This is a genomic window from Mesorhizobium sp. P2_C7 (assembly GCF_056404515.1).
Genome location: NZ_JBFUDW010000006.1, coordinates 194,192 through 218,530, shown reverse-complemented (window position 1 = coordinate 218,530; position 24,339 = coordinate 194,192). Strand labels below are relative to the sequence as shown.

General features: G+C 64.0%; 21 protein-coding genes. 5 read left to right on the top strand and 16 right to left on the bottom strand.

All coding sequences use genetic code 11. The annotated features are described in order from the left end of the window. Positions 1-3: 3 nt before the first annotated feature. The 4 genes from nirB to AC1D2G_RS14990 all read left to right on the top strand — a co-directional run bounded on the left by nirB (position 4) and on the right by AC1D2G_RS14990 (position 6,263). A complete protein-coding gene (nirB, locus tag AC1D2G_RS15005; RefSeq protein ID WP_477414894.1) occupies positions 4-2,454 on the top strand; it encodes a nitrite reductase large subunit NirB in 2,451 nt (816 codons plus the stop codon). Between the two features lie 220 nt (positions 2,455-2,674). Further along, the gene (gene nirD, locus AC1D2G_RS15000) at positions 2,675-3,004 is read left to right on the top strand and encodes a nitrite reductase small subunit NirD (RefSeq protein WP_477414892.1); all 330 of its coding nucleotides are present in this window, start codon (positions 2,675-2,677) and stop codon (positions 3,002-3,004) included. Positions 3,005-3,007: 3 nt separating this feature from the next. Continuing rightward, a complete protein-coding gene (locus AC1D2G_RS14995; protein ID WP_477414890.1) occupies positions 3,008-5,842 on the top strand; it encodes a nitrate reductase in 2,835 nt (944 codons plus the stop codon). A gap of 163 nt (positions 5,843-6,005) precedes the next feature. Further along, positions 6,006-6,263, top strand: a complete 258-nt coding sequence (locus AC1D2G_RS14990) for a BrnA antitoxin family protein (protein ID WP_095091088.1) — start codon at positions 6,006-6,008, stop codon at positions 6,261-6,263. 103 nt (positions 6,264-6,366) lie between these two features. Here AC1D2G_RS14990 and AC1D2G_RS14985 read toward each other — a convergent pair whose 3' ends face one another. The 16 genes from AC1D2G_RS14985 to AC1D2G_RS14910 form a co-directional block, all read right to left on the bottom strand. Continuing rightward, a complete protein-coding gene (locus tag AC1D2G_RS14985) occupies positions 6,367-6,726 on the bottom strand; it encodes a cupin domain-containing protein (RefSeq protein WP_477414888.1) in 360 nt (119 codons plus the stop codon). Positions 6,727-6,780: 54 nt separating this feature from the next. Continuing rightward, positions 6,781-8,163 carry an NAD(P)/FAD-dependent oxidoreductase gene (locus AC1D2G_RS14980; protein ID WP_477414886.1) on the bottom strand — a complete coding sequence of 461 codons (1,383 nt, stop codon included), beginning with the start codon at positions 8,161-8,163 and terminating at the stop codon, positions 6,781-6,783. A 29-nt stretch (positions 8,164-8,192) separates the two neighbouring features. After that, a complete protein-coding gene (locus AC1D2G_RS14975) occupies positions 8,193-9,311 on the bottom strand; it encodes an ABC transporter ATP-binding protein (protein WP_095091091.1) in 1,119 nt (372 codons plus the stop codon). A gap of 1 nt (position 9,312) precedes the next feature. Continuing rightward, a complete protein-coding gene (locus AC1D2G_RS14970) occupies positions 9,313-10,101 on the bottom strand; it encodes an ABC transporter permease (RefSeq protein WP_477414884.1) in 789 nt (262 codons plus the stop codon). Further along, positions 10,098-11,006 carry an ABC transporter permease gene (locus AC1D2G_RS14965; RefSeq protein WP_477414882.1) on the bottom strand — a complete coding sequence of 303 codons (909 nt, stop codon included), beginning with the start codon at positions 11,004-11,006 and terminating at the stop codon, positions 10,098-10,100. Before AC1D2G_RS14965 ends, AC1D2G_RS14970 begins: the two co-directional genes overlap by 4 nt. A gap of 26 nt (positions 11,007-11,032) precedes the next feature. Then, positions 11,033-12,115 carry an extracellular solute-binding protein gene (locus tag AC1D2G_RS14960; RefSeq protein WP_457150707.1) on the bottom strand — a complete coding sequence of 361 codons (1,083 nt, stop codon included), beginning with the start codon at positions 12,113-12,115 and terminating at the stop codon, positions 11,033-11,035. 4 nt (positions 12,116-12,119) lie between these two features. Next, complete coding sequence (locus tag AC1D2G_RS14955; protein WP_477414880.1) at positions 12,120-12,812, bottom strand: helix-turn-helix domain-containing protein; 693 nt, start codon at positions 12,810-12,812, stop codon at positions 12,120-12,122. A 95-nt stretch (positions 12,813-12,907) separates the two neighbouring features. Next, complete coding sequence (locus AC1D2G_RS14950) at positions 12,908-13,168, bottom strand: hypothetical protein (protein ID WP_184874435.1); 261 nt, start codon at positions 13,166-13,168, stop codon at positions 12,908-12,910. Positions 13,169-13,278: 110 nt separating this feature from the next. Then, on the bottom strand, positions 13,279-15,171 hold the full coding sequence (locus tag AC1D2G_RS14945) for an ABC transporter ATP-binding protein (protein ID WP_477414878.1): 1,893 nt from the start codon (positions 15,169-15,171) through the stop codon (positions 13,279-13,281). After that, on the bottom strand, positions 15,171-17,033 hold the full coding sequence (locus AC1D2G_RS14940; RefSeq protein ID WP_477414876.1) for an ABC transporter ATP-binding protein: 1,863 nt from the start codon (positions 17,031-17,033) through the stop codon (positions 15,171-15,173). Before AC1D2G_RS14940 ends, AC1D2G_RS14945 begins: the two co-directional genes overlap by 1 nt. 296 nt (positions 17,034-17,329) lie before the next feature. Continuing rightward, a complete protein-coding gene (locus tag AC1D2G_RS14935; protein ID WP_457153855.1) occupies positions 17,330-17,752 on the bottom strand; it encodes a hypothetical protein in 423 nt (140 codons plus the stop codon). Positions 17,753-17,938: 186 nt separating this feature from the next. Further along, positions 17,939-18,379, bottom strand: a complete 441-nt coding sequence (locus AC1D2G_RS14930; protein WP_477414874.1) for a DUF411 domain-containing protein — start codon at positions 18,377-18,379, stop codon at positions 17,939-17,941. Positions 18,380-18,419: 40 nt separating this feature from the next. Continuing rightward, positions 18,420-18,860 carry a DUF411 domain-containing protein gene (locus AC1D2G_RS14925; protein WP_477301270.1) on the bottom strand — a complete coding sequence of 147 codons (441 nt, stop codon included), beginning with the start codon at positions 18,858-18,860 and terminating at the stop codon, positions 18,420-18,422. Between the two features lie 28 nt (positions 18,861-18,888). Beyond that, positions 18,889-20,235, bottom strand: coding sequence for a multicopper oxidase family protein (locus AC1D2G_RS14920; RefSeq protein WP_477414872.1), 1,347 nt, complete (start codon positions 20,233-20,235; stop codon positions 18,889-18,891). A gap of 211 nt (positions 20,236-20,446) precedes the next feature. After that, positions 20,447-20,812 (bottom strand): hypothetical protein, encoded by a 366-nt coding sequence (locus AC1D2G_RS14915; protein WP_477414870.1) that lies wholly within the window; start codon positions 20,810-20,812, stop codon positions 20,447-20,449. Between the two features lie 161 nt (positions 20,813-20,973). Beyond that, positions 20,974-22,782: a dipeptide ABC transporter ATP-binding protein gene (locus AC1D2G_RS14910; protein WP_477414868.1), complete on the bottom strand. Its 1,809-nt coding sequence runs from the start codon at positions 22,780-22,782 to the stop codon at positions 20,974-20,976. A 193-nt stretch (positions 22,783-22,975) separates the two neighbouring features. Between AC1D2G_RS14910 and AC1D2G_RS14905 the strand changes: the two genes are divergently transcribed. Then, positions 22,976-24,334, top strand: a complete 1,359-nt coding sequence (locus AC1D2G_RS14905; RefSeq protein WP_477414866.1) for an LLM class flavin-dependent oxidoreductase — start codon at positions 22,976-22,978, stop codon at positions 24,332-24,334. Positions 24,335-24,339: the final 5 nt, after the last annotated feature.

The following is a 24,339-nucleotide window of genomic DNA, read 5'->3' as shown; positions in this document are numbered from 1 at the left end:
ACCATGAGCGAAAAACTCGTCATCATCGGCAACGGCATGGCTCCAGGGCGCATGCTGGAGCACCTGCTGGAACAGGCGCCGGGCCGCTACACCGTCACCATCTTCAACGCCGAGCCACGGGTCAATTACGACCGCATCATGCTGTCGCCGGTGCTGTCGGGCGAGAAGGCCTATGAGGAAATCATCATCCACGGCGATGGCTGGTACATCGCCAACAACATCACCCTCTACAAGGGCCACAAGATCATCGCCATCGACCGGGCGGCGAAGACCGTCACCTCCGATCACGGCGTCACCGAACCCTACGACAAGCTCGTCATCGCCACTGGCTCGGTGCCGTTCATCATCCCGGTGCCCGGCCATGATCTGCCGGGCGTGCTGACGTATCGCGACCTCGACGATGTCCAGGCGATGATGCTCGCCGCGCAGTCGCGGGCCAAGGCGGTGGTCATCGGCGGCGGCCTGCTTGGGCTGGAGGCGGCGGCCGGGCTGAACGCGCAAGGCATGGACGTCACCGTGCTGCATGTCATGCCGACACTGATGGAGCGCCAGCTCGATCCGGCGGCCGGCTATCTCCTGCAGCGCGCCGTGGAGCAGCGCGGCATCAAGGTCATCACCAAGGCCAACACAAAGGCGATCACTGGCAACGGCAAGGTCGGACAGGTGGAGCTCGCCGACGGCACCATCATTCCGGCGACGCTGGTGGTCATGGCGGTCGGCATCAGGCCGAATTCGGCGCTTGCCAAGGAAGCCGGCATTGCCGTCAATCGCGGCATCGTCGTCGACGCCGGCATGCGCAGCAACGATCCCGACATCTACGCGCTCGGCGAATGCGCCGAGGTCAACGGCCAGGTCTACGGCCTGGTCGCACCGCTCTACGAGATGGCGCGCGTTGCCGCCCAACAACTGGGCGGCAACGAGAAGGCGGCCTTCGTCCACATGGACACGCCGACCAAGCTCAAGGTCACCGGCATCGACCTGTTCTCGCTGGGCGACTTCGCCGAGGGAGAGGACCGCCAGGAGATCGTCCTGCGCGACGCGGCCGCCGGCGTCTACAAGCGCCTGGTGCTGAAGGACGACCGGATCATCGGCACGGTGCTCTATGGCGAGACCGCCGACGGCGCCTGGTTCAACGACCTCAAGAAGAAGCAGACCGACATTTCGCCAATGCGCGACACGCTTATCTTCGGCCAGTCCTACCAGGGGGGTGCCCCGCTGGACCCTATGGCGGCCGTTGCAGCCTTGCCGGATGATGCGGAAATCTGCGGCTGCAACGGCGTTTGCAAGAGCAAGATCACGGGTGCGATCACGGCCAAGGGCCTGACCTCGCTCGACGATGTGCGCGCTCACACCAAGGCGTCGGCCTCCTGCGGCTCCTGCACCGGGCTGGTCGAAAAGCTGATGGTACTGACGCTCGGCGACACCTACAACCCTGCGGCCGTGCAGCCGATGTGCGGCTGCACCACGCTCGGCCATGACGAAGTGCGCCGGCTGATCAAGGCCAAGCACCTGAAGACCATTCCGGCCGTCATGCAGGAACTGGAATGGACGACCTCCTGCGGCTGCGCCAAATGCCGGCCGGCGCTCAACTACTATCTCGTCTGCGACTGGCCGGACGACTATGCCGACGACTACCAGTCGCGCTTCATCAACGAGCGCGTCCACGCCAACATCCAGAAGGACGGCACCTATTCGGTGGTGCCGCGCATGTGGGGCGGCGTCACCAATGCGGCCGAACTGCGCGCCATCGCCGATGTCGTCGACAAGTTCGAGATCCCGATGGTCAAGGTCACCGGCGGCCAACGCATCGACATGCTCGGCATCCGCAAGCAGGACCTGCCGGCGGTGTGGGCCGATCTCGGCCAGGCCGGCTTTGTCTCCGGCCATGCCTATGCCAAGGGCCTGCGCACCGTGAAGACCTGCGTCGGCTCGGACTGGTGCCGCTTCGGCACGCAGGATTCGACGGGCCTCGGCATCCGCATCGAGAAATTCATGTGGGGCTCGTGGACCCCGGCCAAGGTCAAGATGGCGGTGTCGGGTTGCCCGAGGAACTGCGCGGAGGCGACCTGCAAGGATGTCGGCGTCATCTGCGTCGACAGTGGCTACGAGATCCATTTCGCCGGGGCGGCCGGTCTCGACATCAAAGGCACCGAAGTGCTCGGCCTGGTCAGGACCGAGGACGAGGCACTGGAGCATATCGTGGCGCTGACGCAGATGTATCGCGAGCAGGGCCGCTATCTCGAGCGTATCTACAAATGGGCCAAGCGCATCGGGATCCCCGAAATCAAGCGCCAGATCATGGACGACGATGCCAAGCGCAAGGCCTATTTCGACCGCTTCGTCTTCAGCCAGAAGTTCGCCCAGGTCGACCCGTGGTCGGAACGCGTGTCCGGCAAGGACAAGCACGAGTTCCGGCCGATGGCGACTGTCGGTTTTGCGCAGGCGGCAGAGTAGGGCCGATGGAAGCGTTTCTTCCCACCCCCCTCTGGCCTGCCGGCCATCTCCCCCACAAGGGGAGAGATCGGATGCTGTTTCGGCTTTCGCCAATCTTCAACGTTGCGGAGTGGGCGCTGTCAGTGCAACTGCCGATCTCCCTCCTTGCGGGGGAGATGGCCGGCAGGCCAGAGGGGGGTGGCTGGGCGCCTTCAGATCGAGCAAAGGCGAGGATGGCCACATGAACTGGGTATCAATAGGCTCCCTGTCGGACATCCCCCGCCGCGGCGCGCGCTGCGTCGACACGCCGGAAGGCAAGATCGCCATCTTCCGCACCGCCGACGACCAGGTCTACGCCATCGACGACCATTGCCCGCACAAAGGTGGGCCGCTGAGCCAAGGCATCGTGCACGGCACGGCGGTCACTTGTCCCTTGCACAATTGGGTGATTTCGCTGGAGACGGGCAGGGCGCTCGGCGCCGACGAGGGCGCGGTGCGCACCATCCCGGTGCGGGTCGAGGGCGAGCGTCTGTTCATTGCGCTGGAAGCGCTGGCCAGTCGCGCGGCCTGACACATGGAGATTGAGGCAGCGCGCGAGGTGAGGACCACCTGCCCCTATTGCGGGGTGGGCTGCGGCGTGCTGGCGAAGGTCGCCGCGGACGGGCAAGTGTCCGTCCGCGGCGACCCCGACCATCCGGCGAATTTCGGCCGGCTCTGCTCCAAGGGCTCGGCACTGGCCGAGACCATCGATCTCGACGGCAGGCTGCTTTATCCCGAAATCCACGGGCGCCGCGCCGGCTGGGACGAGGCGCTTGACCTCGTCGCCTCGACCTTCTCGCAAACCATCGCCGAGCACGGTCCGGATGCCGTTGCCTTCTACGTCTCCGGCCAGTTGCTGACCGAGGATTATTACGTCGCCAACAAGCTGATGAAGGGTTTTGTCGGCTCGGCCAACATCGACACCAACTCGCGCCTGTGCATGGCCTCGTCGGTCGCCGGCCACCGCCGCGCCTTCGGCTCCGACACCGTGCCGGGAAATTACGAGGATCTGGAGCTTGCCGACCTCATCGTGCTGGTCGGCTCCAATCTCGCCTGGTGCCATCCCGTGCTCTACCAGCGCATCGCGGCGGCCCGGGAAAAGCGGCCGGAGATGAAGATCGTGCTGGTCGATCCGCGCCGTACCATGACCGCAGACATCGCCGACATGCACCTGGCGATCGCGCCCGATGGCGACGTCGCTTTGTTCACCGGGCTGCTTGCCTATCTCGGCCAGCACAACGCGCTGGACCGCGCCTACATCACGGCGCACACAACCGGGTTCGGGCAAGCGCTTTTCGCAGCATCGGAGCTCGACCTTGCCGGCATCGCCGCCGCTACGGGGCTGAGCGAGGACGAGCTTGGCCGTTTCTACAGCCTGTTCGCCGCGACCTCCAAGACCGTGACCGTCTACAGCCAGGGGGTGAACCAGTCTTCTTCGGGCACCGACAAGGTCAACGCCATCATCAACTGCCATCTCGCCACCGGCCGCATCGGCAGACCCGGCGCCGGGCCGTTTTCGGTGACTGGCCAGCCCAACGCCATGGGCGGCCGCGAAGTCGGCGGCATGGCCAATATGCTGGCCGCGCATATGGAGATCGAGAATCCCGAACATCGGGAGCGCGTACGCCGCTTCTGGACTGCTCCGGCCATTGCCGAAAGGCCGGGCTTGAAGGCGGTCGAGATGTTTCGGGCGGTGGCCGACGGGCGCATCAAGGCGCTGTGGATCATGGCCACCAATCCTGTCGATTCGATGCCGGATGCCGATGCCGTCGAAGCGGCGATCAAGGCCTGCCCGTTCGTCGTGGTGTCGGACGTGCTGGCCAGAACCGACACCGTCCGCCACGCCCATGTCCGGCTGTCCGCCGCCGCCTGGGGCGAGAAGGACGGTACCGTCACCAACTCCGAGCGCCGCATCTCGCGCCAGCGCGCGTTCCTGGACCTGCCCGGCGAGGCGCGGCCCGACTGGCAGATCGTTGCCGAAGTCGGCAAGAGAATGGGTTTTGGCGAGGCATTTTCCTATGCGACGCCATCGGAGGTGTTTGCCGAACATGCTGCGCTGTCGGGGTTCGAGAATGATGGCGTGCGGGATTTCGATATTGGCGCTTATGCCGGGATTGATGCGGACGGGTATGAGGAATTGGCCCCGTTCCAGTGGCCGGCGCCGAGCCAAGGCACCCCCCTCTGGCCTGCCGGCCATCTCCCCCGCAAGGGGGGAGATCAGCCGTCGTGGCCGCCTTCGCCAATTGCCAACGTTGCAGAACGAGCGCCATCGGTGAAACTGTCAATCTCCTCCCTTGAGGAGGAGATGGCCGGCAGGCCAGAGGGGGGTAGGACAACTGGGCATCAACCTATCCGCTTCTTCGCCGACGGCAATTTCTTCACACCAGAACGCAAGGCGCGCTTCGTCGCCATTCGTCCCGCCGTCGAGACCCGCACCAGCCCGGACTATCCGTTGATCCTCAACACCGGGCGCATCCGCGATCACTGGCACACCATGACGCGGACCGGGAAAAGCCCGCGGCTGTCCCAGCACATTGCCGAGCCCTTCGTCGAAATCCATCCGGCGGATGCGCAGCGCTTCGGGATCGGCGACGCCGACATCGTGCGCGTTTCCAGCCCGCGCGGCGACGTGCTGGTGCGTGCACTGGTAACAGCACGCCAGCGCCAGGGCAGCCTGTTTGTTCCGATGCACTGGACGGATCAATTCGCTGCAAAAGGCCGGCTCGACGCGCTGACCGCGCCGCTGACCGATCCGGTCTCCGGCCAGCCGGCGCTGAAGCATGTCGCCGCCCGCATCGAGAAATTCGCCGCAAAGGCCTTCGGCTTCGCCGTGATGCGGCAGAGGCCGGAACCTGATACCGCAACCTACTGGGCCGCGGCCAAATGCAAGGGCGGCTGGCGGGTCGAGCTTGCCTTTACCGACGATGGCATCGACTGGGCCGGCTTCGCCGGGTCCCTGTTCGGCACGACCCCGGGCGGCGAAATCCTCGCTTATCATGACCGCGATGCCGGCCAGCATCGCATCGCGGCTTTCGACGGCGATCACTTGTCCGGCGCCTTGTTCGTGGCGCCAGGCCCGGTCGCGGTGTCGCGCGGCTGGGCGGCGGACCAATTGACCGCCGATCATGTCGATCGACGCGCCAGGCTGGCGATCGTGGCCGGGCGGCCGGGCGGGGTCGACGTCGATCGCGGCGCCATCGTCTGCTCCTGCTTCGGCGTCGGCGCCAACCAGATCGCGCAGGCGGTGCGAAGCGGCTGCGCCAGCGTCGAGGCGGTCGGGGCGGCGCTGCATGCCGGCACGAATTGCGGCTCTTGCCGTGCCGAGATCAGGATCATCGTCGCCGCACAAATCCTTCAAGCCGCCGAGTGACCGGTGCCAGCGTGTGCCGCGAAGGCGATGCAGGGACCGCACACTGCGGGGCGAGCTGTTCCTGGCCAAATTGGCCTGCGCGATGGTGCCAGTTGCGCTATGGTTTTGCCAAGCGCGCCGCCTCATCGGCGAGCGTGAGTCGTCTTCCAGTCAGGGTCACCCAATGGCAAATCCCCCGCGCCGACCGACAAATCCGATGACGGCGGCCGAAGCCGCCTTCAAGCCAGTCAAGAAGCCGGTTGCTCCGCCTCGCGAGCCCGCGGCCGCTCCAGGTGTCAGGGAGCTTGTTTCGATCAGGATCGATCGAACCGTGCTGGACCATTTTCAGGCCGATGGCCCCGGGTGGCAGGACCGGATCAACGACGCATTGCGGCAGGCAATCGAAGGCAAGCCGGTCGCCAGCGGTTCGGACGACGACTAGAGCGGTTCACCGTTTCACGGAAACGCCGAACCGCTCTATCCCTTTGTTTTGACGCAATTCCGGACGGAAAACCGTTTCACACTTTTCCTGGAATTGCTCTAGCTCACGCCGCTTCGAAGTGCAGGATGTAGAGCTTGCGCGTCGGTTCGTGGATCGTCCACTCGCCTTTCCAGCCTTTCGGAAGCACCAGCATTTCGCCGGCACTAACCTCCTTGCTGTGGCCATCGGGACCATGCAGCGAGACCCGGCCCGACAAGATGTGACAGGTTTCGGAATTCGTGTCGCGCGAGGCGGTGAAGCGGCCCGGCGTGCATGCCCAGACGCCGACTTCCAGCGACCCGTCCGGCGAGATCCACAATGTCCTCGACGCTTCGAGTTGATCGCCGCTGATCGAGGTCGGCTTGGGCTCGGGATCGCCGAGATCGATCGAGGCGAGATGGGCGAAGGTCTGGAAGTCGGTCATGGCAGTCTCCGGGCAGGCACTGAATTTTCAACTCGATATGCAATGTCGCAGGGCTCAATGCCCGGTGATGCGGTCGGCGATGGCGGCCAGTTTCGACGTGTGCTGGAGACCGGCCTCCTCGCGCTCGTCGGCGACGCGGTAGAGCTGGTACATCGAGTGGACGCCGAGCCAGCGCATCGGCTCCGGCTCCCACTTGCTGACCTGGCGGTTGACCCAGGGCAGGCGGGTCAGTTCGGTGTCGCGGCGCAGGATAAGGTCGCGCAGCGTCCGGCCCGAAAGGTTGGAGCTCGACACGCCGAGGCCGACATAGCCGCCGGCCCAGCCGATGCCGGTCTCAAGGTCGAGGCCGGCCGTCGTGCACCAGTCGCGCGGCACGCCAAGCACGCCGCACCAGGCGTGGTCGATGCGAAGCTTGCTGGTCTGCGGCAGCAGGCGGGTGAGGATCGCGTGCAGGCTTTCGATGGTCGCCTGCTGTGTCTGGCCGCGCACATCCGTCTGCGATCCGTAGCGGTAGGGCACGCCGCGCCCGCCCATGGTGATGCGGCCTTCGCGGGTGCGCTGGGCATAGCAATAGGCGTGTGCTGCGTCGCCCAGGAGTTCGTGGCCGTCCCAGCCGATTTCGTCCCACAGCGATTGGGGCAGCGGCTCGGTGATGATCTGCGCGCTGTTGAGCGGCAGCCAGATCCGCTCATTGCCCGATATGCCGGCCGTGAAACCCTCCGTGGCGCGGATGATGATGGGCGCGCGCACCGTGCCGCGATCGGTGGTGACCTTGCCCTTCTCAATACCCGTCACGGTCGTCTGTTCGTAGATCGGCACGCCGAGGCGCTCGACGGCTTCGGACAGTCCACGCACCAGCTTGGCCGGCTGCACGCGCGCGGTGCCGTGGTGGATGTAGCCGCCAAGCACGTTCCGGATGTTGATGCGGGCCTTGGCCTCTGCCTGGCCGATCAGGCTGACGCGGTCCTGAGGCACGTTCCAGCCGATTGCATCCGCATAGGCGGCCTTGATCCGCTCCAGCTGCGGCGGGTTGGTCGCAACCGTCAGATTGTCGACGCGGCGAATATCGGCATCGATGCCTTCGGCCTCGGTCACCGCGATCACTTCGTCGACCGTGCCATGCATGGCGGTTTCCATGTCGATGACGGCGCCACGGGTAGATGTCTGCAGGTATTTCTCGCGCGACCAGCTGAAGCCGCCGGACAGCCAGCCGCCATTGCGGCCGGACGCGCCGAAGCCGGCGAATTCCCGTTCCACCATGGCGATGCGGATCGAAGGATCGGGTTTCTTCAGATAGTAGGCCGTCCACAAGCCGGTATAGCCAGCGCCGACGATGCAGACATCGGCTTCGAGGTCGCCCGGAAGCGGCGCACGATAGGCTGGCAGGCCGATGTCGGCATACCAGAACGAGATGTTGCCGTTGACTTTGGCGTCCATGTCTAAAAATCCTGCGGGGGAAAGAGCGATCAGGTCATCGTCATGTCGGCGCGGTCGTCGTCGGCAAGAAGTTTTGCATCGACGACCGACCAACGCAGATCGACCGCGTCACCAATCGAGAAAGGTGTCGCCTCCAGCGTCGCACGCACGATGGCCACGGAACCATCGCCCAGTGTCACCTGGTATTTCGAACCCGAGCCCAGATAGATCGCTTCGCTGACCTGGCCAGTGAGGCTGTTCTGTCCGGCGGCTGCAGGCGTGTTGGTTCTGGCAAGGGAAAGCTTTTCCGGCCGCAGCAGGACCACCGGCTTCTGGCCGCCGGCGAGCTTGCCGCCGGCAACGACCTTCTGGCCGGCGATCGTCAGGCTGGTCTCGCCGCCCGACGTCTGGGCATCGCCACGCAAACTGGTCGATTCGCCGATGAACTTCGCCACGAACAATGTCGCCGGTTCATCGTAGAGCTGACGCCCGGTTCCGACCTGTTCGATGCGTCCCTGGTTGAACACGGCGATGCGGTCGGACAGAACCAGCGCCTCTTCCTGGTCGTGCGTCACATAGACGAAGGTGGTGCCAAGCTCACGGTGGATGCGCTTGATTTCCAGCTGCAGCCATTCGCGCAGTTTCTTGTCGAGCGCTCCGAGCGGCTCGTCCATCAAAAGCAGCGGCGGATCGAAGACGATGGCGCGGGCCAGCGCCACGCGCTGCTGCTGGCCGCCGGAAAGCTCGGCTGGATAACGATGCGCGAAGTCGGCCATCTTGACCATGTCCAGGGCGCGCGCCACGTGGCGGTCGCGCGCCTGCTTGTCCATGCCGCGCAGGGTGAGCGGATAGGCGACGTTCTTGCCGACGGTCATGTGCGGAAACAGCGCGTAGTGCTGGAAGACGACGCCGATGTTGCGCTTGTGCGCCGGCAGCGCGACGATGCTTTTGCCGCCGACGGCGAGGTCGCCTGAGGTCAGGTCGGTAAAGCCGGCCACGACGTTGAGCGTGGTGGTCTTGCCGGAGCCGCTGGGGCCGAGCAGCGTCATGAATTCGCCCGGCTCGATATGCAGGCTGACGTCGTCGAGAGCGGTGAAATTGCCGTAACGCTTGGTTGCGGCCTTGATGTCGATGGCCGCGCCACGTTCTTTGCTGTTGGACGCAGCCATCTCAACTCCTCGTCGATTTAGAGCTGATGATCAGCCCGGCACTGATCACCAGCGTCGTGGCAATGAAGATGATCGTTCCGACGGCCGTCACCGTCGGGTCGGCGTCGCGGGTGATGCTGGTGAAGATCTGCACGGGCAAGGTCTTCAAATAGGGGCTGGTGATGAACAGCGCGACGATGATTTCATCGAAGGAGGTGACAAAGGCAAACAGCAGCCCCGAAAGGATACCGGGCGCGATCAACGGCAAGGTCACGGTGCGGAATGCAGTGAAGCGGTCGGCGCCAAGGCTTGCCGCCGCCGTCTCCAGCCGCACGTCGAAGACTTCGAGGCTTGCCGACACGGCGATGATGACGAAGGGGATCGCCAGCATCGTGTGCGCAATGACGAAGCCGGTGGTGGTGCCGACGAGATGGTAGTCGAGATAGACGGCATAGATGCCGATCGCCAGCACCACGCCGGGCACGATCATCGGTGTGATCAGGATGGCGCGCAGCAGGCCGGCGCCGGAATGTTTCATGCGGCTGAGGCCGAGTGCCGCCAGCGTGCCGATCAGCGTGGCGGCGACGGCAACGAGGCCCGCGACCCTGAGCGAGTTGAAGAAGCTGGTCAGCCAGTCGGGGTTGGTGAAGAAATTCTCGTACCACTGCCAGGAGAAGCCGGATGGCGGGAAGGCAAGCGACTTCTTCTCGTTGAACGACATCGGGATGATGACCAGCGTCGGCATCACCAGCCACACGGCAACAAGCAGGCAGAACAGACCGAGCAGAATGCGGAACGGCGCCAGTTTCATGATCTGGACGCCTGTTTGTGGCGCTGGCGCATCAGCGGCGCGGCGAGCGCCAGAAGCACGAAGGTCGCGACCAGCAGCACGACACCCATGGCGCCGCCGCGGCCCCAATTGAGCAGGCTGAGCACCTGGCTCTGCACCAGCGTCGACAGCATGGTGCTGCGGGGGCCGCCGAGCAGGGCCGGGGTGATGTAGAAGCCGAGTGACAGGATGAAGACGATGATGGCGCCGGCGAATACGCCGGGCAGCGACAGCGGCAGATAGATCTGCAGGAAAGCCAGCGAAGGCCGCGCGCCGAGGCTGCGCGCCGCTTGCACGAGGCGCAGGTCGATGCCGCGCATGACCGAATAGAGCGGCAGGATCATGAACGGCAGCAGCACCTGCGCCATACCGATCACCACGCCGGTCTGGGTGCGGATCAGCTTCACGGTGTCAAGGCCGAACAGCCTGACGACGGAATTGATGATGCCGGAATCCTGCAGCAGGATGACCCAGGCCAATGTGCGCACCACGCCGCTGACCCAGAACGGCACCAGCACGCACAGGATGAGGACGAGCCGCATGCGCGGCCCGACCGCCGTCATCAGGTAGGCGTAGGGGTAGGCGGCGATAACGCAGACGATGGTGACCCAGGCGGCGATGGAAAAGGTGCGCCACAGAACCGTGACGTTCACCGGCGTGGAAAAGAACCAGACGTAGTTCTGCATTCCCCAGGCGGGGTCGGAGAAACTGCGCAGTGTGACAGTCAGCAGCGGATAGCCCATCGCCGCGATGAGCAGGAACAGCGCCGGCATCGCCAGCAGCGACGGATAGGCGGCGAGCCTCAGGCGCCGTTGCTGCCCCTGCACGCCACCCGCCGGCCGGGGATTGTCACCCCCGGCCGCCAGAGTATGTGATGTCTGGCTCACGCTTTTCGCCTTGGCGCTCGGCCGGCTCAGTTGCCGGCCATCAGCGCCGTCCACTTGTCGGACGCGGTGGCGAAATTGGCGACCCAGAACTTGATGTTCTGCTGGTAGCCCTGCTTGGCGTGTTCCGGCGTGTTGGTCAGGAAGGCGGCGACCGAAGCATCCACCTTGGGCTGCGCCTCGGTGTTGATCGGCGAGTAGGATGTCTGCTCGGTCAAGACCTCCTGCGACTTCTTGCCGAGATAGGCGTTGATCAGCGCATAGGAGGCGTCGGTGTCCTTGGCCCCAACCGGGATGGTCAGCTGATCCATGACGACCAGCCAGTCCTTCCACACCGGCGTATAGGCAGCGCCGTTCTTGACCGCCGTCATGGCGCGGCCCGTCCACATGATGATCATGTCGGCTTCACCGGATTCTGCCAGCTGCTGGGACTCGGCGCCGGTTTTCCAGAAGATCGTGTCCGGACCGATGGCCTTGATCTTGGCAATGCCCTTGTCGATGTCGGCCGGCGTCATGTTGTCGACCGAGCCACCGTCGGCCAGAATGCCCTGTTCGATCAGACCGCCGATCGGGCTTCCGCTGCCATCGATGGCGCGCGTGCCGGGGAATTTCTTGGTGTCGAAGAAATCCTTCCAGTCCTTCGGCGGATTGTCCTTGTAGGTCGAGTTCTTGTACATCAGGACGGTGCCGTAGTTCATCGCCGGCACGCTGCACTCGCCGACCTGTCCGGCCGGGATGTGCGAAACGTCGAGCTTGGTCAGGTCGAGCTTCTGAAACAGCTTGCCGCAATGCACGAATGGCGGAAAGTCGTCGGTATCGACGACATCCCAGGTCACATTGCCGGACTCGACCTGCGCCTGAAGCTTGGCGATTTCGGTCGGGCCATCGTTCAGCAGCTTGACGCCGCTCTTGTCGACGAATTCCTTGAGGGCGGCGACCTGGCCGTCCTGGTAGATGCCGCCATAGGAGACGAAGGTCAGCGTCTTTCCTTTCAGCGAACCGTCCACCACGGTGCCGGCCGGCGGCGCGCTCTGCGCATGAGCTGCGGCGGCTGCAATCAAGGCCAGTGCGGCGGCGCCGACAAGCCCGGACACTATTGATCTGCTTCCCATTTTTTTAACCCTCCGATGACTCGCTGTTTGATTTTGGCAGTCCGGGTGCGAGTGATTTCCGGGCCACATATTGGTCGAGATCGACGGCGCCGCTTGTCGACGGCGCGATGATCCACAGCACTTCGGCCACCGTGTCGCCGACATTGATGGTCCTGTGCGGCGTCGAGGTCGAATATTCGATGCTGTCGCCCTCTTCGAGTATGAAGCTCTCGTCGCCCAGCGTCAGCTGCAGCCGGCCGCGCAGCACGAGAAACATTTCGTGCGCGTTGCCATGTGTGTAGGGCAGGTTGCCGGTCGAGCCGCCAACGGCGAATTCGCCACAATAGACCTCCATCTCTCGGATTGGCCGGCGCGACAGCAGCGTCTTGCGATAGCCTTCGCTGGTCGGCAGCGCCGGTCGGTCGGCGCGTGTCAGCACCGCGTGCGGCGAGACTTCGCATTCGTCGAAAAGATCGGCGAGGCCGATGCCAAGCGCATTGGCGATCAGCATAAGCGTGCTGGTGTTGGCTCCCGAAAGACCGCGCTCGAGTTGGCTCAGGAAACTGGCGGTGGTGCCGATCAAGTCGCCGAGCTGGCGCAGCGTCAGGCGTCGTGCGGTGCGATAGGCCTTGATGCGATCGCCCAACACCGTGGAGCGGCGGGCTTCCGCGCCGGTTGCGGCGTTGTCGTTGAGTGCGTGATCCGCAGCGGTTTTCATGGTGATCTCAGGGTTCACTTAACATGCTATTAAGTGAGGCTTCGTGGCAAGCGGATTCGCTTGGCCACCTGAGAATCAGCGATGGGCCAGCCTATCTATCTCCTTGCCGGTGGAGGAATGTCGTCGAAAGGCGCTTTGGTTTGGCGATCGAAAACGACGGCCAGCCCGTTCTTGACGGCAAGCGAGGCGACCATGTCGTCCAGTTCGCGATCGGAAATGGCGGGTTTGAGGATCTGCCGTATGGCCAGATAGGCCTGCTCGGTCGACACATAGTCGTAGCGCTTTTTGCGCGCTTCCACATATTGCTCGATGAGAATGCCCAATCGGCGGGCGGCGATGTCTTCTGGTTGCTGCACGGGAGCCTCCTCAAGCTCGATCGTCTCCAGCCCCCTAAGATGTAAAAACCACGCCGTGAAAGTTAAGGCCGGAAGCCGAAAAAATCGGCTGTCATCGTCGACAAACCTGGTTACGTCGCCTTGCCGACCGCCGCGTCCAGTTCCAGCTCGCCTTCCGAAATGTCGTCGAAGGAAGCGTAGTTCATGTTGTAGAGGCGGGCGTAGAGCCCTTTTTGTGCCATCAACTGTTCGTGGTTGCCGCTTTCGACGATCTCGCCGTTCTGCAGGACGATGATGCGGTCGGCGCCGCGGATGGTGGCCAGCCGGTGGGCGATGACCAGCCCGGTGCGTCCTTCCAGCAGTTTTATCAGCGCTTTCTGGATCAGCATCTCGGTGTAGGAATCGATGCTGGCCGTGGCCTCGTCGAGGACGAGGATCTTGGCGTCGGCCACCAGCGCCCGCGCAAAGCTGATCAACTGGCGCTGGCCGAGCGAGAGATTGCCGCCGCGCTGCTCGAGCTCGGTGTCGTAGCCATCGGGCAAGTTCTCGATGAAGTCGTGCGCGCCGACGGCCTGTGCGGCGCGGACCACCTCGTCGCGGCTGGCGCCGGTCTTGTGATAGCGGATGTTCTCCAGCACCGATCCGGAGAACAGGAACGGCTCCTGCAGTACCATGGCCACCTGATCGCCGAGCGAATCCTGGGTCAGGTCGCGCACGTCGTGGCCGCCGACCAGGACCTGCCCGGACCAGACATCGTAGAAGCGGTGCACCAGCGCCATCGAGCTCGACTTGCCCGACCCGGTCGGGCCGACCAGTGCGACGGTCTCGCCCGGATGGACGCGGAAGGAGATGTTCTTCAGCACCGGCAGGTTCTGCCGGTAGCCGAAGGTGACGTTCCTGAACTCGACCGAGCCGTCCATGTCGCGCGACAGCGCCACGGCGCCGTCCTTGTCGCTGACATCCACCGGCACGTCGAGCACTTCAGAGATGCGCTGGCCCGAAGCCATGGCGCGCTGCATGACGCTGTATTGCATGGTGAGCGAGCGGATCGGGTCGAAGAAGCGCTGGATGTAGAACAGGAACGCCACCATGACGCCGACGTCGAGGCCGTGCGACAGCACCATCGAGCCGCCGACGACGATGACCGTCGCCATGGCGATGCCGGTCAGCGTGTCGACGATCGGCACCATCACCTGAGCATATTTCGCCGACGTCAGGTGGGCATTGAGATTGGCCAGCACCTTCTCGTCGTAGAGGTCGAAATTGACGTGCTGGCGTTCGAGGCTCTGCACCGTGCGCACGCCGTGGATGCCTTCGGCCAGCGCACCGTTGGCGATCGAGTTGGTCTCGTGCGCGGCCATGAAGGCGACCTTGGCGCGCGGCAGCCAGAACAGGCGCACGATGAACAGCACCGGCATGGTGGACAGCGTCAAAAGGCCGAGCCGGAAATCCAGCCACAACAGGACGCTGACGATGCCGAACAAGAGCACGATATCGCCCACCGACATCACCGACGTCTCGAGGAATTCCTGCATCGAATTGACGTCGCCCTGCAGGCGAGACATCAGGCGGCCGACCTCGGTCTTGTCCATGAAACTCAGCGAGACGCGCTGCAGGTGGCTGAACATGGCGCGGCGCAGGTCCGACAGCACGTTCTCGGCGACCTTGCCGACGACGCTTTCCTGTACGTGGCTGGCGGCATAGTTGATGAGGATGATCAGCGTGAAGGCGCCGATTGCAGAGATCATCACCGACTGGTCGAGCCTGCCCGCCGCCATGCCGTGGTCGATGGCGTAGCGGATGACCAGCGGGATCGCCAGTTGCGTCAGCGTGAACACCAGCACTGCGGCAACCGAGATGAAAATCCGGCTTTGATACGGCTTCACGAAGCTCCAGATACGCCGCACGATGCGCGGATCATAGGCCTTGCCGAAAACCTCTTCCTCGTCGCGGTGCGAGCCGACGACAGCCTTTGTCGGCCGTCCGCTGGTGTCTTCCTTCTCGTCGTCGCTCTGTGCCGACATCACGCGGCTCCCAGAGCCGTGGGCCGATCGTCGTCCGGCCGCAGCTGCAGGTCGTAGAGCGCGCGATAGCGCCCGCCGAGCGCCAGCAACTCCTCATGCGTGCCGCGCTCGACGATCCGGCCGTTCTCGACAAACAGGATCTGGTCCGCATGCATGAGCGAACTCAGCCGGTGCGAAATGATCAGCGTCACGCGATCCTTTGCGAAGCGCTTCATCGCCGCCCGGATGCGCTGCTCGGTGCCGGCGTCGATGGCCGCGGTGGAATCGTCGAAGACCAGCACCGATGGCCGCAGCATCAGGCTGCGCGCGATGGTCAGGCGCTGTCGCTGGCCGCCGGACAGCGAGGCGCCGCGTTCGCCGACTACCGTGGTGTAGCCGGCGGGAAGCCCGATGATGTAGTTGTGCAACTGGGCGAACTCGGCTGCCTGCCCGATGCGGGTCTCGCGTGCCCAGGGATTGCCATAGGCGATGTTGTTCTCGATCGAGGTGGTGAACAGGAACGCGTCCTGCTGCACCACGCCGACGGCCTTGCGCAGCGATTGCAGCGTGACCTTGCTGATGTCCTGGCCATCGATGGTAATGCTGCCCGAGGTGACGTCGTAGAAGCGCGGGATCAGGTGCGCGATGGTCGACTTGCCGCTGCCTGGCGGGCCGACGATGCCGATGGTCTCGCCGGACTTCGCCTCGAAGGAAATGCCGGACAGCGTCGGCCGGTCGCCCGCGCCCGCATAGCGGAAGCCGACATTGTCGAAGCGCAGCACGCCCCCGGTGACGACGAGGTCCCTGGCGCCCGGCGCGTCCTTTATGTCCAGTTCGGCGTCGAGCAGTTCGAACAGCCGGGTGCCGCAGGTCGAGGCGCGCGCGAAGGAATTGACCATCAGGCCGAGCTGGCGCACCGGCATCTGCAGGATGGTCATGAAGGTGAGGAACTGGGCCAGCGTGCCGACGCTGATTTGACCCGCAATCACCTTCTGGCCGCCGAACCACAGCACCAGGCCCATGGCGGCGAGGAACGAGAAGTTCATGGCGCCGGTGTTGCCGACGCGAATGTCGACGCGCTTGTTGGCAAGGTCGAGCGCATCCTGCTTGGCACGGTCGAATTTCTCCAGCTCATGCCGTTGTGCAGCAAAGGCGCGCACGACACGGATGCCGCCGAGATTCTCGTCCATCACCCGGCTCAGCACCGATAGGCGCTGCTGCAAGGTCAGCCAGGTGCTGCGCAACGCCAGCTGGGTGACCGAGGACCGCCAGGCGACGAACGGCACGAAACTCAGGCTCAACAGCCCGAGCACCAGGTCGGTGCTGATCAAGAGGTAGGCGCCGACGCCGATCAACACGCCGAGCAGGACGACGCGCAGGATGCCCGTGGAAAAGAACATGCGCACGCCGTCGAGATCGAGCAGGCCGAGCGTAATCAGATCGCCGGTGTGGACCCGGTCGTGGTAGGAGAAGCTCAGGCGCTGGATCTTCTCGTAGAAAGCCAGGCGCAGCTCATAGCCGGTTCGATGGCCGACAGCCTCGCCGTAGTAGTTCTGCGCCATGGTGAAGAGACCGCGCAGGATGCTGACGACGAGCAGCGTCAAGGCGGTGTTCCACAGAGCTTGCTCCGCCGCGGCACCGGCCCCGGCTGTCATGACGCCCTGCGCCTGGTCGATGGCGCGTCCCAGCAAGCGTGGAATGAAGAGCTGCAGCGTCGCGGCGATGAAGGTCGAGACGAGGGTGATCGCGACTTGCCAGGGATGGCGCAGCGTCATGCGCACGATCCGGAGCAAGGTGCTGAGGCCCTTGCCCCAGGAGGCTTCGGCCACATGGGCAAACGATTTGCCGCGCTCCGGCGCGCTGCCGATTGCTAGCGTATTCAAAGGAAAATATCCAACCCAATCCGGGCATTAGCCCGGACGAATAGAGCAGACTCAGTTCAGATGGCGTGATGTTACGCGGGTCCGGCTTGGCCGTTCAAGAGCCAATGACGGCATCACACTGTGCCTGAACGAAAGCAAGCAGACGGCGCGATGCATGGCCGGGCAGCACCAGCAGACGCCTGGCAAGTCGTGGAGGTCTGCCCACCTTGCCGAAGGCGTTAGCCGAGGCCAACAGCCGGCGATGCGCAGCGCCGGCCGGACAGCATGCAACCTTCCGTCCGGCCGTATGTGGTCTCCTAGGCAGGTATCAAAACGGCGATACGATGTATGCCGACCACTTTGCTTGTATTCGTGGCCTCGTCGGTCTTGCCCTTAGTGCATGTGTATATGCCGCCTTCCTCGAGCTTGAATTCCTTGTCCTGTTTCTTGATCGTGAATGCACCAGCGGTAATCGTGCAGACCATGTCATTGTCCATCATCATCGCGGGAGCGTGTGCTCCAGGCTGAAACACGACGTCGACGATTGAAATGCTCTTGTAGGCGGGAATGTCGGAGTTGCCGGTGCCGACCTCAACCACCCTGACACCGGGCGCAATCTCCTTGCCATCCTTCGGGCCGTATTTCTTGGTCTTCGCGGACGCCACCAGGGTGAACAGAGGCGTTATCGCGGCAGCCGTCACACCGAGAGCAATTGCAGACCTGCGATTCAGGGTTTTCATCGCGTCCTCCCACATATTGGTCACGAACGAATGTGCGTGACCACAATGTATTAGCACAAACGAATGTACGTGTATGCGAGGAAGCTCCCAAGCCCAGCACGGTGGCAGGAACTCCGGGCTTCCGGCTACGGCAAGTCAGGTTCTGGCAGGGCAATCCGACATATCGGCAGGCATCGTGGTTGCCCTTCAGTCGGTCGCGTAGACGGTGGGCGACTTGCCGTCCTTGGTGAAGGCGTAGACGATGAAAGGGCCAGCCTTCTCGCCACCCATGCCGGGAGCGCCGGTCGGCATGCCGGCCAAGGTGATGCCGGTGATGGCAGGCCGTTCGGTCAACAGTTTCTTGACGATATCGACCGGCACCAGCCCGTCGACGACATAGCCGTCGACCATCAGCGTGTGGCAGCCTTCGAGGTCGGCCGGCACACCCGCATCGCTGCTGATCTGGGACAGGCTGTTGACCGGCTTGATGTCGACCTTGAAGCCGTTGTGCTCCAGATACCTGGCGTAGGATTCACAGCAGCTGCATTGCGGGTTCTTGTACATCACAGCGGTGATGGTCGCTGCGACGGCAGGTAGCGGCATAGCGATCGCGACTGCGAAGGCGGCGAGGGAATAAGTCCGTTTCATTTGAGTTCTCCTTGAGTGAAAAATCAGATCGATGTCGCTGTCACTCGGTCGCGTAGACGGTTGGCGCCTTGCCATCCTTGGTGAAGGCGTAAATCGTCCAGGTCTCGGTCTTCTCGCCGCCCATTCCCGGCGAACCCATCGGCATGCCCGGCATAGCGATGCCTGTGATTTCAGGACGTTCCGCCAGCATCTTCTTGATAAGGTCGACCGGCACGAAGCCATCGACCACGTAATCGCCGATCACCACGGAATGGCAGCCCTGCAATTTCTCGGGAACGCCAAGGCCGGCGCTTATCTGGTCCAGGTCGTTGGACGGCTTGAGCTCGACCTTGAAGCCGTTCTTTTCGAGATAGGCGGCATAGGTCTCGCAGCAGCTGCAGCTTGGGTTCTTGTACATCACAGCATTGATTGTCGCCGCGAATGCGGGCAGCGGCGTTGCGGTCAGGACGGCAAGGGCGGCGAGGCGGTAGGTCAGTTTCATTGCAGTCTCCTTTGGGTAGCGTTCAATTTCAGCCAACTCGAAACACCGTCATGAGGCCGGCCATCTGATGGTCGGCGACATGGCAGTGCAGCATCCAGTCGCCGGGATTGTCGGCGACGAAGGCGCATTCGATCGTGTCTTTGGGGGCGAGCAGCACCGTGTCCTGCCACTGTCGGTGCGGCACCGGCGAACCGTTGCGCGCGAGCACCAGCATGCTGAAGCCATGGATATGCATGGGATGCCACCAGGCGGTTTCATTGTGCATGGTGAGATGACAGGTTGCGCCGCGCGGCAAGGTGAATTGTGGCGCCATGCCGGCATGGCCATCGCCGGTCATCGACATGCCGTTGATCGCCCAGGCAGCGCCACCGTTCATGCCGGGTGTCGCCATGCCCATCATGCCGCCGACGCCGGCGAGCTTGCCGCCACCCATCATGCCGCCTTGCAGGACGATCTCCTGGCGCTCGGCTCTCGCGAGATCGGGTTCGGGCAAAGGATTGCGGGGCAGGCCGACAAGCGCATCGAGCGGATGGGCACGCAGCGGTGTTGCAGTGTCATAGGCTAGAGTGGTCAGCGTGTAGGCGAGACCGTCATAGAACTCGTCGACCACCTCGTAGCGCTTGCCCGGGTCGCCCTGCATGTCGACAACGACGTCGATGCGCATGGCCGGGGCAAGCACAAGACGGCCATCTTCCGGTTCATGCGGATCGCAGGGTTGGCCGTCTATTGCGACGATGACCGGGCGGTGACCCTCGAAGCGCAGCGCCATGATGCGGGCAAGCGAGGCATTGGCGAGCCGTAGCCTGACGCGTTCGCCCGCCGTTACGCTCTGGTCGGCCGGCACCGTGCCGTTGACGGTGATGACGTTGCCGACACGGCCGGACATCGCCGCATCCATCGCGCTGCCGAAGCCGGGCGCCATCTGCCCATCCGCTGTAAGCCGCCAGTCCTGAAGCAGCCACATGAGGTCGCGGTCGACGGCGACGGGCTCGGCCTCCTCGACAATGATGGCGCCGGCAAGGCCACGGCCGAGCTGCACGAGACTGTTGGCATGCGGGTGATACCAGAAGGTTCCGGCGTCCGGCGGCGTGAATTCGTAGACGAAGCTTGTCCCCGGCTTGATCGGTGGCTGTGTCAGCCCGGGCACGCCGTCCATGGCGTTTTGCAGGCGGATGCCATGCCAGTGCACCGTCGTGTCCTCGCTCAGCCCGTTCTCGACAATGATGCGGGCGGGCTGGCCCTGGCGTAAGCGCAGCATCGGGCCGGGGACCGTCCTGTCATAGGCCCAGACAGGCGTAAGCGGGCCGCTGGAGCCTGTGAACCTGGCCTGGCTCGGCGCGACCCGGATGCGGCGCTCATCGACAGCGGATGCCATCGACGATGCGGGTCGCACCAGGGTGGCCGCAGCCGCTGCAAGGACAAACCTGCGGCGTGAAATGGAATGATTGAAATGGATGCTCACTCTCAAGCCCTTTGTGATCTCGATCGACGCCGAGCCTCGACGTCGAATTGCAGTGTGCTCGCCGGCGCAAAGCGCCAGCGGCAATCAAACGCCAGAAATCAGCCGTGAGATGGCTGAAACGGCGTCAGACGAGATCGGTGGATTTGGGAGGGAATGGGTCGGGCAGGGAACTTCGTCCGTGAAGGAACGGTGTCGGCAGCGCCGACGGCAACGGTACCCTGATCAGGGTCATCGCCGCGAACTCGGGAGGCAACACCGCAAGCACCGGTGCGATGCAGGTCGGCGGACAATGCATCGGTTTGCCGGTGTCGCCGGCGCCTTTAATGCACGCGTTGCAGTCGCCATTCATGGCGGTGTCGGCCATCTTGGCCATGCCAGTATCGGCAGGCATGGTCATGCCGCTGCCGGTCGTCATCATCTTCGCCGACATGGCGCTCGCCTGGACGGCAGACAGGCTGAACCCGGCGGTCAAGAACACCGCGAGCAGCATGACAAGGACATGTTTTGGCGACCAGCGTGCCATCATCCCCGAAGGCTGGCCTCAAAAGACGGCATTTGCAAGCGGGATTCCAATGCTGCGACAATGATGGCAGCGCACTGAGCCTGAACGGAAAGATGCCGTTGCGAGCCGTTGGGCTGCAGGGGATCGGTTCACGAACCCTGCCGCCAGCAGGCGATCAGGTGGCCGGGTGCGACCTGCCTGGCGGGCGGTTCGGCCTTTCTGCAGTCGGGCACGACCAGGGGGCAGCGATCGGCGAAGGAACATCCCTTGGTCTGCGTGCCGGCTGCCTCGATCTCCACCGGAGCGGATAGTTTCGGCGCGGCCTCATCGGAGGACGCGGCCAGGAGCAGTTGCGTGTAGGGGTGATTGGGGCCCTGGAAGATCTGGTCGGATGAACCGGTTTCGACCAGGCGGCCGCGATAGAGCACGCCGATCCTGTCGGCCATGTAGCGCACGACCCTGAGGTCGTGGCTGATGAACAGATAGGTCGTGTCCTTGTCACGCTGCAGGTCGTTGAGCAGGTTGAGAACGGTCGCCTGAACGGAAACGTCGAGCGCCGAGGTGGGTTCGTCGAGCACGACGACCTTCGGCACGCCGGCGAAGGCCCGCGCGATCGCGGCCCGTTGCCGCTGGCCGCCGGACAGCGATCGCGATTTCTGCTCGGCCGTGGTGGCGGCCAGACGGACCGACTGCAAGAGATCGCTGACGCGTGCTCTCACCTCGCCACGGCGCAGCCCGGCGAGCCGGCGCAGCGGGCGGCCGAGGATCCTGCCGATCCGCTGGCGCGGATTGAGCGTGCGATCCGGCGACTGGAAGACCATCTGCACGTCGCGCCGGTCGGCAAGGTTTCTCTTCTCGACGCGCGGCGCGACCGTCCTGCCGAACAGCTCGACCGATCCGGCGTCTGGTGTCTGCAGGCCGGTGACGATCCTTGCCAAGGTCGACTTGCCGGAGCCGGATTCGCCGATCAGCCCGAAGGTCTCGCCCTGGCCTATGTCGAGGTCGATATCGCTGAGCACTAGCTGGCTGCCGAAGGCATGGCTGATGCCTTTGCAGGCGATCGCGATCTGGCGCTCTGTCCGAGTGCCGGCGTCTTCATCGTTGGGCGTCGGGTGCACTGCCAGACCGGGTCCGTCCGTCTCAGCCAGTCTGCCGTCCCGCTTGGTGTAGTTGAGGGCCGGGATCGAGGCGATGAGCGCCTTTGTGTAGGCGTGGCGAGGATTGTCGAAGACATCAGCGGCGACGCCGCTTTCGACCACCGTTCCCGACTGCATCACCGCCACGCGGTCACAGGAGCGGCGGACCATGTTGATGTCGTGGCTGATCAGAAGCACGCTGGTTTTGTGATCCTTGCGCAGGTCGTGCAGGATGGCGATGATCTCCGACTGCACGCTGGCGTCGAGCGCCGTCGTCGGCTCGTCCAGCACCAGCAGCGACGGGTCGAGCGCAATCGCAATGGCAATGTTGGCGCGCTGCTGCATACCGCCGGACAATTCGTGCGGATAGAGATCCAGCACCCGGTTCGGACGGCTTACCCTGACGCGCCCGAGCAGTTCGGCGGCGCGCGCGCGGGCCTCGTCGTGGCGAACCGGGCGATGCCGCATGATCGTCTCGGTGATCTGCCGCCCGATCGTCATGCTTGGATTGAGGGCGGCGCCCGGGTGTTGATAGACGGCCGCGATGTGGTTGCCCCGCAACTGGCGAAGCTGCTCGGTGGAGAGGTCGCGGATTTCTCGGCCCTGGAATTCAAGCGCCGATGCCGCGATGCGGGCATTTTTCGGCAGATAGCGCAGGATGGCGAGCGCCACCGAGCTTTTGCCCGATCCCGACTCGCCGACCAGGCCAAGCGCTTCGCCTTGGCCTATGTGCAGCGACACGCCGCTGACGGCGGGATGCGATCCGTTGCGCCCGTCATAGGCGATGGAAAGCTGATCGACGTTGAGAACCAAGGAGGACATTGGGAGCTTGAAACCACTTTCTTCCAGCGCGGCCATCGAGGGCAATCGCTTCCGCTTTGGCAATACATAATCTCTATAAAATTACTCGAATTAAGCCGGAGCGCAATCTACCTTTCATCGTTCACGAGAGATTGTTGCCGTCTGCCAAAGCAGCGCGACGGTCTCCGGAGAGCAGATTTGGAAGGAGGCCGGCATGGCTCGAGATCACATGATCCTCAGCGCATTTTTCTTCAACCCGCAGGGCGATCACCGGATGTCGTGGCGTCATCCGCGGGCGCCGGGCCGGGAGGTGCTGGACTTCGACTTCTACCGCGATCTCGTACAGGCGGCCGAGCGCGCCAAGATCGATACCATCTTCGTCGCCGACCACGTGTCGATCTGGGATTCGGTCAAGAGCGGCGTCGCCCACTACGCCAATGCCCGGCTCGAGCCTTTGACGCTGCTGTCGGCGCTGGCCGGTGTGACCAGGCATATCGGCCTGATCACCACGGCGTCGAGCTCCTACAGCGAGCCCTACAATGTGGCGCGCATGTTCGCCTCGATCGATCATATCAGCAAGGGCAGGGCGTCCTGGAATGTCGTCACCTCGGCCATGGACGAGGAGGCACGCAATTTCGGCCGCGACGGCAATATCGAACATGCATTCCGCTACGAGCGCGCGGCCGAATTCCTCGATATCGTCAAGGCGCTGTGGGACAGCTGGGAAGACGAAGCGCTGCTGATCGACAAGGCATCGGGCTATTTCGCCGATCCCGACAAGGTCCACCCGATCGATCACAAGGGAAAGCACTTCAAGGTGCGCGGGCCGCTCAACGTCTCGCGGCCGCCGCAGGGCCATCCGCTGATCGTCCAGGCCGGATCGTCCGAGGACGGCAAGAACTTTGCCACCGCCCAGGCCGATGTGCATTTCGCCATCTTCAGCACCAGGGAAGACGGCATCAAGTATCGCCAGGACATCAACGAGCGTCTTGCCCGTCACGGCAGGCGGCCGGAGAGCTTCAAGATCCTGCCGGGCATCCTGCCGATCGTCGCCGCCTCCGAGGCGGAAGGCCGGGAAAAGCAGGAGTATCTGCAGACCTTGCTTCCCGACCAGGTCGGCATTGACCTTCTGTCGAGCTGGAGCGGCATCGATCTCTCCGCCTATCCGCCGGACGGGCCGCTGCCGGCGCTGCCGGACGAGAGCACCTTCAATGGCGGACGCACATCGCTCAACCGGGTCAGGCAGTGGTCGAAGCAGAATCTCAGCCTGCGCGAGATTGCCCGCAAGCTTGCCAACGGCGGTTCGGTGCCAACCGTGGCCGGCACGCCGACGCAGATCGCCGACCAGCTGCAGGACTGGTTCGTCTCGGGTGCCGCCGACGGCTTCAACCTGATGTTCCCGCTGCTGCCGGAGGATTGGGTCAACTTCGCCGAGCAGGTGGTGCCTGAGTTGCAGCGCCGCGGCGTGTTCCCGACCGAATACGCGCCGGGAACGCTGCGCGACCGCTTCGGCCTGGCGCGACCCGCCAACCGCTTCGCCGAGCAGCGCGATAATGCGCGCGCCGTGTCCTGACCCCG